Genomic DNA, 13,719 nt, shown 5'->3' with positions numbered 1-13,719 from the left:
TTTTTGCGATATGACGCTCTCAGAAGAAAATTACCTCAAAGCCATCTACCACCTGACGACACTGGGCGGAACGGAAGTCAGCACCAACGCCATTGCGGAGAAGATGGAGACGAAAGCCTCCTCTGTGACGGACATGCTACGCAAACTGGCCGAAAAGGAACTCATCCATTATAAAAAATACCAAGGGGTGTCGCTCACCCAAACGGGACGTCTGGCGGCCAAGATGATTGTGCGGAAGCATCGGTTGTGGGAAGTATTCCTGGTCGAGAAACTGGCATTTGCCTGGGACGAGGTTCACGATATTGCCGAGCAGTTGGAACACATCCAATCACCGGAACTCGTTGACCGACTGGATGATTTCCTGGGCAACCCGACGGAAGATCCGCATGGCGACCCGATTCCAGACCGCGAAGGCCGTATCCTGAAAACCGAAAAACAATTAGTATCGGAACTGGCCGAGGGGCAGGAAGGCGTATGTGTGGGCGTGCGCGATACCTCGTCGGAATTCCTGCAGTACCTCGATAAGAACAGTATTGCGCTGGGTGCACACATCACGATAGTGGGACGTGAACCCTTCGATGGCTCGTTGGCGATACGCGTTGACGGTGCCCTTCATTCCATTTCGGGAAAAGTAGCCGCCAACCTCTTCGTCAAGCCGGTTTAGCAACCGCAATCGGTGCCGCAGTTCCCCTTTTTGGCTTTTCGTTTCGGCCAAAAGAACCGCTTGGCTATGTAGCCGACGGCTGTTGCCAAAATGAGATACGAAACGAGAAGTTGCCAATCCATACTGCAAAGTTAGAAATAAACGCCGCCGCCGATGCCAACGAAATCATAACGCGGTGACGCGATTCGCAGATGCTCGTAGCCGGCCGACACGAAGTAGTTCTTCAGGTGGTAGCGCGACGACAACTCGAACACCTGCACCGGGGATCCGTTGACGGCACTCCAGGTGGCCGATCCGGCGAAACTCCATCGCTTCTTCAGGAACGCTTCCGCCGACAGGCCCGCTGACACGCCAGCCTTATTGACGCCGCTTCCGACATAGGTAACGCCCAAATGCCACCCCATATTGAAGCGGGGCAACCGGATGCGGTCGTAACACACGTGTAATTGGAAGAGCGCGAGACCGTCGTCGGGTTGATCGCGAAAGGCCTCCCGCAATTGATGCCAATCGGCCCGGGCATAGACATACTGGAAGGGACGACCGGTTACCTTGAGGTGGTTCGCCTGTATATTCCGGAAATCGGAAAGGAATTGGTTGCTGATATCAAGCCGTCCGAGGTTATCTTCGATCGAATCGCGGTAGTTTCCGATGCCTTCACGGTAGAAAGGATAGAACGATACGCTTTTGTAGAGGTGATCTTCCGAATTATAATCGCCGATCACACCGAATTTAAAGAGCCCGAACGTGATGTCGAGGAAGAGGTCCAGAAACGGATGGTCGGAATCATCATCGTGCAACGACGGGCGCGATTCGGAAGACGGCCGGGTCGGCAACGGGTCGGACTTCTCCGATAGTTCTTTTTTGGATTGGTCGATTTTTCCCTGGGCGGTGAGGCCGAAGGATACGAAGAAAAGGACACCGGCAAGGGCGCTACGAACGAATGAACGCATTACTTCATGAATTGATAGACAGCGAGTGCCGATACGTAGGCGATGACACTCATACACAACAATTGGTATAACGGCCATTTCCACGAATTCGTCTCTTTGCGCGTAATGGCCAACGTACTGGCGCATTGCATCGCGAAGGCGTAGAACACCAGCAGCGAGACACCGGTGGCAGTCGTGAACACGCGGGTACCGTCCGGACGGACCTCAGCGGCCATCTTTTCACGGATCGGTTCTTCGTTATCGGCGTCGCCTCCGACGCTGTAAATCGTGGCCAGCGTACCGACAAAGACCTCGCGGGCGGCGAAGGAACTCAATACGGCAATACCGATTTTCCAGTCATAACCCAACGGACGGATGGCGGGCTCAATCGACTTGCCGGCAATTCCTATATAAGAGTTCTCCAACTTGTAGGCGGCCACAGCCGAATCATGTTGATCAGGTGCTATGCGGCCCGCTGCGACCTCTTTTGCGATCATCTGGTCGGCCTTTCCGAAGGTATCAGCCGGGCCATAGGACCCGAGGAACCACAGGATGACCGAAATCGCAAGGATGATCTTGCCTGCCCCGGCGATGAACGCTTTCGTTTTCTCGACGACGTTCAACACCACATTACGCCCCAGCGGCAGTTTGTAATTTGGCATTTCGACTACAAAGAACGACTTCGAACGCAGTTTCATGATGCGGTTCAGGACGGATGCCGACAGTATCGCCGCCAAAAACCCCAGGATGTACAGCGCCATCAGGGTGAGGCCCTGTGTATTGAAAATGCCCAACACCCGTTGTTTCGGAATGATGAGGGAAATGATGATGGTGTATACGGGAAGACGCGCCGAACACGTCATAAACGGCGTCACCAGGATAGTAATCAAACGTTCCTTCCAGTTTTCGATGTTGCGCGTGGCCATGATGGCCGGGATGGCGCAGGCCGTACCCGACACGAGTGGTACGACACTTTTTCCGTTCAGTCCGAAACGCCGCATGATTTTATCCATCAGGAAGACCACCCGGCTCATGTAGCCACTTTCTTCGAGGATGGATATGAACAGGAAAAGAAACGCAATCTGCGGGATGAAAATGACAATACCGCCAATGCCCGGGATAATGCCCTGGGTGAGTAGGTTGTTGAGCGTACCCGGTGCCATGTGTTCGGCGACGGAACTGCTCAGCCAGGCGAACGCGCCGTCGATCCAGTCCATCGGGTAACTTGACCAGTCAAAAATCGACTGGAAGATGAGTAGTAACAGGAAGCCAAAAATGGCATAGCCCCACACGCGGTGCATCAAGACCCGGTCGATCCGGCTGCGGAGGTCGCGCGCTTTCGAGGTATCGGTCACCTTTCCGACTTTGAGCACATCGTTGATGAACTGGTAGCGTTTGATCGTTTCCTTTTGTTGCATCCGCTTGAGCTCGGTGTTCGGCTTGGCGAAATTCTCGGTATCGAGGAAGTTTTTGGTGAGGCCCGAAAAGTTCACGTCCTGCGTGATGACCAGCCACAACTTATAGAGTTGCTGGTTGGGGAAGGCGCGCCGCAGTCCGTTAAAGTACTCCGGATCGATACTCGACGCATTCAGGCACGGCTCGGTCGACAACTGTGGGTATTCGACGATCAGCTTCTTAAGGTTCGCAATACCCAGGTTTTTGCGGGTGCTCACTGCCGCGATGCGCGTCTTGAGTTCTTTTTCGAGGAACGGGATATCGAGTGTGATGCCCTTCAACTGCATCCGGTCGATCATGTTGATGCAGAGAATGACGGGAATTTCGAGGTCTTTGATCTGGGTAAATAAAAGCAGGTTCCGTTTCAGGTTTTCGACATCGGTCACGAGTACTACGACATCCGGAAAATCTTTGTCGTTGCGGTTCATGAGCAACTCGATGACGACATTTTCGTCGACGGAACTGGCGTTAAGGCTGTAGGTGCCGGGCAGGTCGAGTACGGTTGCCTTGAAGCCCAGCGGCAGTTGGCAGTTTCCCTGCTTCCGCTCGACGGTGATGCCGGGATAATTCCCTACTTGCTGGTTCAACCCCGTCAACGCATTGAAAACCGACGTTTTCCCGGTGTTCGGGTTGCCGATAAGCGCGACTTTGATGGTGTTGTCAGACATCTTCGGAAATTAGGCCTCGGTTTCTACCCAAATCTGACGGGCCGTCTCGATGCGAATAGCCAGGTGGCTTTCGTTTACATTCAGGTATATCGGGTCACCGAAGGGCGCAATTTGCAACACCTCAACACGATTGCCGGGAAGACAGCCCATTTCGATGAGCTTCAGCGGCACGGCATCGATCTCGAAAGACGCAATCACGGCGTGCTGCCCTTGTTTCAGTTCGGAAAGAGGTGTCTGCACTTATTTAGATTGAATAAGCGCAAAGGTAGTGCTTTTTCGACTTATTCCGACGATTCTGACAGAAACCTGATGTCGTCGATGAGGCGTTTAATTTCACTTTCTTTGGTGCCGTCATAGAAGCCACGGATCCGGCGTTCACGGTCAACGAGTACGAAGTTTTCGGTATGTACCATGTCGTACATTTCGGCTTCGCTTCCGGTTTTGACGGCGAGGTACGAGCGTCGCGCTATTTCGAATATTTTGCGTTTGTCGCCGGTGACTAGGTTCCATTTCCGGGCGTCGACGTGGTGTTTTTGGGCGTAGGCTTTCAGGACTTCGGGGGTGTCGATGTCGGGTGTGACCGAATGCGACAGGATCATGACGTTCGGATCGTGGCGGATGGCGTCCTGCACCTTCTCCATATGGGAGGTCATAATCGGGCAAATCGTCTGGCAGGTGGTGAAGAAGAAATCGGCCACGTAAATCTTGCCCTCGTAGTCTTTTTGTGTAACGGTTTTACCGTCCTGGTTGACAAACGAGAAATCGGCGATGCGATGGTCGCGCCCGACGTGCCAAACGGAAGGGTCGGCCAACTCCGGATTGACGTCGACGGGGTTGAAAACAGGCAGCTTTTTATCGGTTTTCAGCAGGTTGTAGGCGACGGTAAGGAAGACGACCGAGAAGATCCCCATGGTAATGAGGAAAATGCGGTATTTTTTCAAGAACGCCATGGGTGTGGATTTGCGCCACAAAAATACGCAATCGGCGGGGTTCCTGTCGGTTTTAACATACGCACGCCCCGGATACCTGTACATTTGTTTCACTAAATAGGCAAACTATGATGCTATTCTCCAAAAAATGGGCGATTGCCCTCGGCTTTGTGGCGTTCTCGATGCAGGCGCAGAAGTCGGAACCTGGAATCAACACTTCTTACATGGACCCGAAGACGAGTCCGAAAAATGATTTCTTCCGCTACGTCAACGGCGCGTGGCTCGATGCTACCGAGATACCGGGCGACCAAACCACCTGGGGCAGTTTCAACGAACTGCGGAAGAACACCGATCGTGACGCCCTCAACATCCTGAAGCGCACGGCTAAAGACAATACGCTTCCTTCGCAGGATGACCGCGCCAAGGCGGTAAACCTTTACCGTACGGTGATGGATACGGTGGCCCGTTCGCGTGCAGGTGCCTCTCCGTTGAAGCCGACGCTGGGTAAAATTGCCAAAGTGCAGTCTGTGCGGGAACTCGAACGACTGTTGATCGACATGGCACCGGAAGGCGGCATCGGGTTTTTCCGTGCGGATGTAGGACCGGATGATAAAAACAGTACACGCAATGTAGTGGAAGTGGGGGTCGGGCCGCTAGGCCTTCCCGACCGCGATTATTATGTGTCGAATGACAAAGATTCGCAGGAAAAACGGATCAAGTATATGGCCCATGTGGCGCGTATGCTGCAGTTCATCGGCGAGAAACCGTCGGAGGCACAGGTGCAGGCGCAGCGTATCCTGGCGTTTGAAACCGAAATGGCACGTCCGCGATTTGACCGCGTTGAACGTCGCGACAGCCGTAAATCGTATAACCCCATGTCGGTGGCCGACCTGCAGAAGCTGGTGCCTTCGATCAACTGGAAGCAGTATTTTGATGGACTCGGTTTGACCGGACTCGATTCAGTAATCGTCAACCAGCCGAAATACATGGCGGCGTTGGAGGGCATCCTGAAACAGGGCAAGGTCGACGACTGGAAAGCCTATATGCGATGGACGGTGCTGAACCGGGCCGCTTCGCAACTGTCGCCGCAGATTGAAACAGCCAACTGGGAATTCTACGGCAAAACCCTCACCGGTGCCATCAAGCAACGTGTTCGCGACGAGCGTGCGTTGCAGGTGGTGAACGGTTCGGTGGGTGAAGCCCTTGGCAAGCTGTATGTGGCCGAGAAGTTCCCGCCTGAGGCGAAGGAGAAGGCGAAGGCGATGATACAGAACCTCATCCGCGCGTATGAAAACAGGATCAACAACCTAACGTGGATGGCGCCGGAAACGAAGAAAAACGCCATTGAGAAGTTGAAGAAGATGACCATCAAGATCGGGTATCCTGACAAGTGGAAGGATTATTCCGCGTTGGTGATCAAGAGTCCGGAAGAAGGGGGTACGTATTACGACAACGCCAAAGCCATCGCGCGGTGGCGGTTTGCCGAGAATATTGCCGACTTGAAAAAGCCGGTTGATAAAACCCGTTGGGGGATGTCGCCCCAAACCGTGAACGCCTATTTTAACCCGTCGTTCAATGAAATCGTGTTTCCGGCGGCGATATTGCAACCGCCTTTCTATAACTACAAAGCCGATGAGGCCGTGAATTATGGTGGTATTGGCGCGGTTATCGGCCACGAGATCTCGCACGGATTCGACGATTCGGGTTCGCGCTACAATGCCGACGGCAACCTGGTCGACTGGTGGACGGAACAGGATGCGAAGCAATTTGCCGCACTCACGGGTGCGCTTGCTGACCAATACAGTGCCTTGCAGCCGGTGCCGGGTACCTTCGTGGATGGTAAGTTCACGCTGGGAGAGAATATCGGTGACCTTGGGGGTGTGAATGCAGCGTATGACGGACTGCAGTTGTTCCTGAAAGAAAACGGCAATCCGGGATTGATTGACGGATTCACGCCTGAGCAACGGTTCTTCATTTCGTGGGCTACGATCTGGCGTGCCAAGTCGCGTGAGGAAGCGCTGAAGAACCAGGTCAAGACCGACCCACACTCGCCGGCGATGTACCGCGGTTATGTGCCGCTGCAGAATGTCGATGCGTTTTACGACGCGTTTGGCATCAAGCCCGGCGACGGCATGTATATCGAGCCGTCGAAGCGCGTGAAGATTTGGTAAGAGATAAGCCCCGTTAGTTAATGACGGGGTTTTTTATAGTTCTTGGTTCATGGTTCATAGTTCATAGTTCATAGTTCATGGTTCTTGCGGTTCAGGGGCTAAAACAAAATCTGTCACATTCGCATGCATTATCCATGCTTTATCCATGCTTTATCTATGCTTTATCCCCGGTTGGTGACCCGTCCTGAAATAACTATACAGGTTACTACACAAATCCGGTTAGGGTTATACAAAGGCAATTCATAATCCTGCCATACGGGGCTTACGCCGATCTCGCGGATTTCCTTCGGCAGTCGCTGCGCTCGTGTGCAATCCGTGCGGGAATTGACAACTTATGGAGGTCAAAATACGAAAAGCAGGTTTGAATGATTCGTATTGGTTTACGGGTGGTGGCGAAAGAAGGCCGGTTGTTCTGGGTAGGGAATAAAATCGGTGCCGTTTGGATGCTCCTTAGTAAATTTGTTTTATGATTTATGATTTTATTTTGACCTCGTTTCTTACGCCACGCGGATTTCGAAAAATTCGCGAAGTTAACGAAGGCACTACGCATTTTACGCAATATACCTCTGATATTTTTTCAATTACAGTGGAACAATACCGCCGTTACGTTTACGCTATATTGTCGAAAGTAGGAATTGAGGATGGTGGAGTGGAGCTGTACAATTTGATTGAGTTTGCGCATAGAGAACAAAACCTGAAAATTGAGAATGCATTTTTCCATGAGGACATCCCGCTCGATGAGGCCATTCGTAAGCAAATAGAACAGATTGTATCGCTTTTTGAGACCTACGCTTCAGAAATAGAGGATTTCTTTCGTAGTGACGATTATTTAGCCAAAACAAATGAACTGCGCGATTTTGTTATTGCGCAGAATCCGAACCTTTTCAGACAGCAGTGACGGTTGTTCTGGGTAGGGAATAAAATCGGTGCCGTCGGATTGCGGATTGGGCGGTAGGTCCCTCGCTGCGCTCGGGATGACGGCGAACGGTGCCATCGATTTAGATTTCTCGGCTGCGCTCGAAATAGGGTTAGGGAGGTACCGCGGCTGTGTTTTCCGATAGGAGATGTCGCGCGATGGCATAATCTGTCACATTGATACGCTTTATATATGCTTTATATACGCTTTATATACGCTTTATATACGCTTTATCCAGGCAGTATCCCGGTTGGATGTCGCGTCCTAAAAAGCTATACAGGTTACTACATAAATCCGGTTAGGGTTATACTGGTTCATTCATCCTTCTAAATCGGCTTGACATTGACTGACGTGCCGTTTTCGTTGGCACAGCATCCCACCCTTTGAGGCAGCAATTAGGGGTGCGAATATCGCTCGGTGATTTTGTGTAGCCAATTTATCAAAATCTTTAGTAGATTCGCCACGCATTGGTCGCCGTTTCGTATTCCTAATCTTCTTACAATGCGCTTACGAATAACAGAAGTCAATTATACCGCCTCACACCGGTGGCTGTTCGAACTTGAAGATGATCTGGGGTCGAAGTATTTTATCATGCAGTCGCAATTTTATGCGGCCCGTGGCCTTAAGGATCCCGTCACCCGAGTGATGCTTGACTCGTACGATAGGGGGCAATGGATAACGGCCAGAACGCAGCTCATCGACGGTATCAACGTTGTGGTTGCGTAAGGCGGGGATTGTCATGGAGAGATGGCTTGAAATAAAAAACTATCTGACCGACCATGGATTCACGTCCGTTACGGAACGCCAATCGCCTTTTTTTGGTGACCAATACTCCGATTTTGTACTAAATGACACCCTAATACGTCTTTCCATCTCCAGATCGTTTTTCAATATTGAGTTCTTCCATCGGTTACATCCCAATGATGCGTACGATATCGAAATTATAATGACTTATTTTTCAGAGCCATACAGCACTGAAAACGAAATTATCTTTTTGAAAAACCATTTGCCAGAAGTCATGAATGTCTTTTCTACCTCCTATTTCGCAATTGCAAAACCGAAATTGGACAAATTAAAAACAGAACGTGCTCGAAGGTTGTTCCCCGGACTATTTTGATCTTGTATGCGCTGAGTTTGACCGATCACACGTCATTTCAACCCGTGCGGGAATTGACAACTTATGGCGATTAACGTACGAAAAGCACGTTTGAATGATTCGTATTGGTTTGCGGGTGGTAGCGAAAGAAGGCCGTTGGTTGTTCAGGGTGGGGAATAAAATCGGCGCCGTCGAAGTTGTTTTCTATCTTATTCGTGCTGTTCGGATTTTTTTCAATCGGGTAACGTAAGAGGGACTTTATTTGAAATCAGCGCTTTATCATATACTTTAATTCCTCGCTGCCGAAACTTCTCCATTACCTTTGGGTCAGGGGTATATTGTATGCGGACAAAGTACTTTTTCCCTTCTTTTAGTGCGTACTGATACAGATAGCCTGTATATGGATCCTTACTATACATGTTAAAGGGGATTTTGATCTCTATGTACTTTTTCCCGGCTACTTCTTTGAGAGCCGGCTCCAAATAGCCCTTATTCACTACTTCATTTTTATACTCATCATAATCGTCGAAATGTAGGGTGTTCCGCTCTATCTGAAGATTTGTTTCCGTGCCCGTTTCATCTTCGACTATTATTCGAAAAGTCGAAGCTAATTTCTGGGCTTTAATAAAAAGATAATTCCTGTAGTAGTTTGGATCCTCGTTTACCGGAAAAAACAGCACCGCTCCTGAATCATTCTTTACCTGTAGCGTCAGTGTGTTTCCGTTCTTTACCTCCTTGTCGGGAAGGGCAAGAAAGGGAGTAGCGCCTGTGTTTCGCTCTATCGCACAGGAAACACAAATAAACAAAATGGCGATGGCATAGACTTTTTTCATGAATCAGTCAAAGGTGCCTAAAAGTTTAGTGTATCTCGCCAAAGCTAAGAATGTTTCGTTTGATTGATTCCAGATAGGGCTCCCATTTCAAGTGACGAGCCCATCTTGGGGATTTGCACTCCGTGTGGGAATTGACAACTTATGGAGGTCAAAATACGAAAAAAGCACGTTTGGATGAATCGTATTGGTTTGCGGGTGGTAGCACAAGAAGGCCGCCGGTTGCTCTGGGCAGAGAATAAAAATCGGTGCCGTCGGATTGCGGATTGGGCGGTAGGTCCCTCGCTGCGCTCGGGATGACGACGGACGGTGCCATCGATTTAGATTTCTCGGCTGCGCTCAAAATAGGGTTAAGCGTTTACCATGCTCCACACGCATCCTTTCTCTCTCCGCCGCATCTTATCTTCACATGCCGACCGCTTATGAAAAAATTACTACTTCTTCTGCTTAGTGTTTCGTTTATGGCTTCGGCCCAGCAATTCCAGTGGTTGCAGGCGACGCCGATCGATTTGGAAATGAACCCGGATTATGTGGGCTATACGGTGGCGTCTGACCCAAACGGGAATGTCTTCCTGGCGGGTTTCGACAACACGCCGGTGGCCTACGGGGCCGATATCATGGGCAACCTGGCTGTGAAGAAGTACAGCGCCGACGGGCAGTTATTGATGTCGCGCAGCCTCACGGGCAACGTGGCGGTCTACCAGATCGAAACGGATTCGGCGGGCAATCTCTATCTGGCGTTGGGCTGGATGGGCGGCCTTTTACTTGACAATGTAGCCCTGCTCTCGGCAGCCGACGGGATACAGCCACTGTTGGTGAAACTCGACCCGAATGGGGCCGTACTATGGTACCACACCCCTCTTATTGAAGACAGCATCGTGCAACAGTGCCGCGCGCTGGCCGTTGACGCGGCTGACAATGTGTATTTGGGTTACGGTGACTACATGAACAGCTATATCGACACGTTCTCTCCCAGCGGTGCTTCGCTTTCGCACATTGAACAAATGGGCGTTCGGTCGGTTTCTTCGCTGGCGATCGATACGGCGGGGAACCTGTATACGGCCGGTTCGTGTGCTGATATGAACAGTTCGTTCGGAGGTGTATCGGCTACCACGCCTCTGGCCTACAATGTATATATAGCGAAATACAACGCGGCCGGTACCTTTCAGTGGGCGCGTTTTACAGAAGACATCACTTGTTCGAACCCGCATGTGAAGGCCCGGCAACCCGATGAAGTCTACTTTTGCGGTGACCTGAACGGCAGTTTTACCTTTGGCGGTATTGAAGTGGGCGGCCCGGCCTTCGGGGCCGATTTCTTTATCGCGCGACTCAACGCAAACGGCGATTTTATGTGGGTGCGGGAAGTGCCGGGTAACGGCGATATGCCTGCCGCGGGGGAAGCGATAGCGGGCAACCGGAATCCGTTGGCACTTGACCCCGAGGGTAACGTTTTCTTCGCGGGACGCACACGCTACGACATCCAATGGAACCCGACCACTGCCTCCAACGCGGGCCAGGACTACCAGGTATTGGTATTAAAACTGGATGCGGACGGACATGTGCTGTTTGCGAAAACGGCCGGAGGCGAATGGGCGGACCGTGCGGACGGTATTGCGATTGCGCCAGACGGAAGCGCGTATGTGTCGGGCATGGCCAACGGAAGCGCCGTATTTGACACTCTTTCACTCACTTTTGACGCTTTTCCGATGTATCCGTTTTTGGCGAAACTCAGCACCACGCTGGGCGTGCCTTCTCCCCTTTCTACTACTCCCCGTTGGTATCCGAACCCGGCGACCACCGCGATCCAGTTGGATGTGCCGAGGTCGTTGCACGGCCGTATTTACAATACGCTCGGGCAGCCGGTACAGGAGTTTACGGTGGCAGGCGGACAGCCGTTGTCACTGGACGGACTCGCGAGCGGTCTTTACTTCGTTGCGGCAGATGGATTGCCGACGCAGAAAATCGTCAAGAACTGAGCATTCTGTAATACACCCGGCGTATCGTGTAAGGAGTCCGTGGATGTCTCGGTTTACCTTTGGGAATGATCCAAATACCTTCTCAAATGAAAACGATGACCTCAGATAACGGCACCAAACGCCCTTTCTCCAAAATTGACGCATCGGGCACTGACCCCAATCGCTATGCGAGTGTCAGCAATGCCCACGAAGCGGAACCTTTTACACGGGAGCGCAACCAAAACCCGAGTGTAATACCCGGACTCAAAGCCAATGTGAGCCTTGTGGAACGCATCGTCACGGCGGCAGCCGGTACGTACCTGCTGTATAGCGGCCTGTCGGGCAAACCGAAAAGTACCCTGAAAACAACAGCCGGCGGCGTTTTGTTGGCGCGGGCCATTACGGGTTATTGTCCGGCCTATGCCCTTGCAAAGAAAAACGGTAAAGGCGGACAGAACGTCAACATCCGGATGACCGTAGCGATTGACCGCCGGGCGCAGGAGGTGTATGACTTTTGGCGCAAACTCGAAAACCTGCCGCGTTTCATGAGCCATCTTGACTCGGTACGCGAAATTGACACGCTCACGTCTGAATGGACGGCGAAAGGACCGGTCGGTATCGGGCATGTGAGCTGGAAAGCCCAGATTTTGATGGATGAGCCCGGAAAGTTGCTCAGCTGGCATTCGCTTCCGGAGTCGACCGTTGAAAATGCCGGGAAGGTCTATTTCCGGGATAACGACCACGGCGGCACCGAACTGGATGTGACGCTTTCGTATCACGCACCCCTGGGGATGGCGGGCGAAGCGGCTGCGCGTTTGCTGAACCCCCTCTTTGAAAAGATGGTGCGCAGCGATATTGAAGGACTCAAAAATTACCTGGAAAACGAACGTACCTAAACCGCACTCCATCGCTTTTTGATAGGAAGACACCGGATTCGAAATGATCTGGTGTTTTCCGCATATAACCCATTCTACCCATGCAAAAAAAAAGAAGTTTCTTGTCGGCGGCCTGGTGGCTCTTGCGGACGAGTGCCATCCGATTTTCAAACGACCGGGCGCTGAAGTTGAGTGCCGCGTTGTCGTATTACACGGTGTTCTCCATGGCGCCGTTGCTGTTGTTGCTAATCTCGTTGACCAGCCTGTTTTTTGGACGGGATGCGATTGAAGGGCATGTGTTTGCGGAAATCAATGGCTTGATCGGTCCGGAAGCGGCGGCGCAGGTGCAGGAAATCATCCAGAATATGGAGTTGTCGGGTACGACGTATACGGCGTTGGCGATTGGCTCGGTTACGGTATTTATAGGCGCTACGTCGGTGTTCGGTGAGATACAGGATTCAATCAACTGGATCTGGAAAGTGAAGGCGAAGCCGAAACGCGGTTGGCTGAAATTGCTGACAGATCGGTTGTTGTCGTCGTCGTTGATCATTGGGTTGGGCTTTCTGCTGATTGTGACGCTGATCGTCAATGGTGTGTTGGCGGCGATCAGTGATTATCTGATGCGCTATTTTCCAGACACAACGGTAACCCTGTTGCACCTGGCGAACCTCGTGTTAAGTTTTGGGGTGATTACACTGCTTTTTGCGGTGATTTTTAAGGTACTGCCGGATGCGAAAATTGCGTGGAAGCATGTTCGGATCGGGGCGTTTTTCACGGCGTGTCTTTTCTTGTTGGGGCGTTTTTTGATTGGGTTGTATTTGGAGAAAACAGGCGCGGCGAGTCCGTATGGCGCCGCCGGGTCGTTGATCCTGATTTTATTATGGGTGTACTATAGTGCCATTATTTTATATTTCGGCGCGGAGTTCACCAAAACGTATGCGGAATATGTGGGGGCGCGGATTGAGCCGGCCGATTATGCCGTGTATGTAGAGGAAATTGAGAAGGAGCGCGACGTGGTTGTGTTGCCTTTTACGAAAGTAGACAAGTTGAAAGAACCTAGTTTAAAGAAACGATGAAAGCAAAACCACATGACTGGGATCGGGAAAGAAGCCACAACCCCGATGTAGATGTTACCCTTCACCAAATGCCGGTTCCGGATCGCAGCGGAGAGGGGACGGAGGAGGCGGAGGAAGAGTCGCAGTCGCAGTCACAGTCGCAGTCGCGGAAGTAG

At 51.6% G+C, this 13,719-nt stretch carries 13 protein-coding genes; 8 read left to right on the top strand and 5 right to left on the bottom strand.

What is annotated here, in order from left to right; all coding sequences use genetic code 11:
• Positions 1–10: 10 nt before the first annotated feature.
• Entirely contained in the window at positions 11–664 is a 654-nt protein-coding gene (locus MKO97_RS03900; RefSeq protein ID WP_241104761.1) for a metal-dependent transcriptional regulator, read from the top strand.
• A 131-nt stretch (positions 665–795) separates the two neighbouring features.
• On the opposite strand, the gene MKO97_RS03895 is transcribed toward MKO97_RS03900, so the two are convergent.
• From MKO97_RS03895 to MKO97_RS03880, 4 genes are read right to left on the bottom strand one after another with little or no spacing between them, the layout of a single operon-like run.
• Positions 796–1,614, bottom strand: coding sequence for a hypothetical protein (locus MKO97_RS03895; protein ID WP_241104760.1), 819 nt, complete (start codon positions 1,612–1,614; stop codon positions 796–798).
• Entirely contained in the window at positions 1,614–3,716 is a 2,103-nt protein-coding gene (feoB, locus tag MKO97_RS03890; protein WP_241104759.1) for a ferrous iron transport protein B, read from the bottom strand. The genes MKO97_RS03895 and feoB overlap by 1 nt, the downstream gene beginning before the upstream one ends.
• 9 nt (positions 3,717–3,725) lie before the next feature.
• Positions 3,726–3,956 carry a FeoA family protein gene (locus tag MKO97_RS03885; protein WP_241104758.1) on the bottom strand — a complete coding sequence of 77 codons (231 nt, stop codon included), beginning with the start codon at positions 3,954–3,956 and terminating at the stop codon, positions 3,726–3,728.
• A 41-nt stretch (positions 3,957–3,997) separates the two neighbouring features.
• Complete coding sequence (locus tag MKO97_RS03880; protein ID WP_241104757.1) at positions 3,998–4,666, bottom strand: SCO family protein; 669 nt, start codon at positions 4,664–4,666, stop codon at positions 3,998–4,000.
• Positions 4,667–4,776: 110 nt separating this feature from the next.
• Between MKO97_RS03880 and MKO97_RS03875 the strand changes: the two genes are divergently transcribed.
• From MKO97_RS03875 to MKO97_RS03865, 3 genes are all read left to right on the top strand, one after another.
• Positions 4,777–6,816: a M13 family metallopeptidase gene (locus tag MKO97_RS03875; RefSeq protein ID WP_371820451.1), complete on the top strand. Its 2,040-nt coding sequence runs from the start codon at positions 4,777–4,779 to the stop codon at positions 6,814–6,816.
• A 466-nt stretch (positions 6,817–7,282) separates the two neighbouring features.
• Positions 7,283–7,714 (top strand): hypothetical protein, encoded by a 432-nt coding sequence (locus MKO97_RS03870; protein ID WP_241104756.1) that lies wholly within the window; start codon positions 7,283–7,285, stop codon positions 7,712–7,714.
• A gap of 519 nt (positions 7,715–8,233) precedes the next feature.
• Entirely contained in the window at positions 8,234–8,458 is a 225-nt protein-coding gene (locus MKO97_RS03865; RefSeq protein WP_241104755.1) for a hypothetical protein, read from the top strand.
• Between the two features lie 603 nt (positions 8,459–9,061).
• On the opposite strand, the gene MKO97_RS03860 is transcribed toward MKO97_RS03865, so the two are convergent.
• Positions 9,062–9,661 (bottom strand): hypothetical protein, encoded by a 600-nt coding sequence (locus MKO97_RS03860; protein WP_241104754.1) that lies wholly within the window; start codon positions 9,659–9,661, stop codon positions 9,062–9,064.
• A 419-nt stretch (positions 9,662–10,080) separates the two neighbouring features.
• Here MKO97_RS03860 and MKO97_RS03855 point away from each other — a divergent pair, with 419 nt between their 5' ends.
• The 4 genes from MKO97_RS03855 (at position 10,081) to MKO97_RS03840 (ending at position 13,719) form a co-directional block, all read left to right on the top strand.
• Complete coding sequence (locus MKO97_RS03855) at positions 10,081–11,634, top strand: T9SS type A sorting domain-containing protein (protein WP_241104753.1); 1,554 nt, start codon at positions 10,081–10,083, stop codon at positions 11,632–11,634.
• 86 nt (positions 11,635–11,720) lie between these two features.
• Complete coding sequence (locus MKO97_RS03850) at positions 11,721–12,509, top strand: SRPBCC family protein (protein ID WP_241104752.1); 789 nt, start codon at positions 11,721–11,723, stop codon at positions 12,507–12,509.
• 80 nt (positions 12,510–12,589) lie between these two features.
• On the top strand, positions 12,590–13,564 hold the full coding sequence (locus MKO97_RS03845) for a YihY/virulence factor BrkB family protein (RefSeq protein ID WP_241104751.1): 975 nt from the start codon (positions 12,590–12,592) through the stop codon (positions 13,562–13,564).
• Positions 13,561–13,719, top strand: a complete 159-nt coding sequence (locus tag MKO97_RS03840; RefSeq protein WP_241104750.1) for a hypothetical protein — start codon at positions 13,561–13,563, stop codon at positions 13,717–13,719. Before MKO97_RS03845 ends, MKO97_RS03840 begins: the two co-directional genes overlap by 4 nt.

The sequence above is a fragment of the Flavobacterium sp. HJ-32-4 genome (assembly GCF_022532105.1).
Classification (GTDB): Bacteria; Bacteroidota; Bacteroidia; order Flavobacteriales; family Flavobacteriaceae; genus Flavobacterium.
This window is presented reverse-complemented; position numbering and strand designations above follow the sequence as displayed.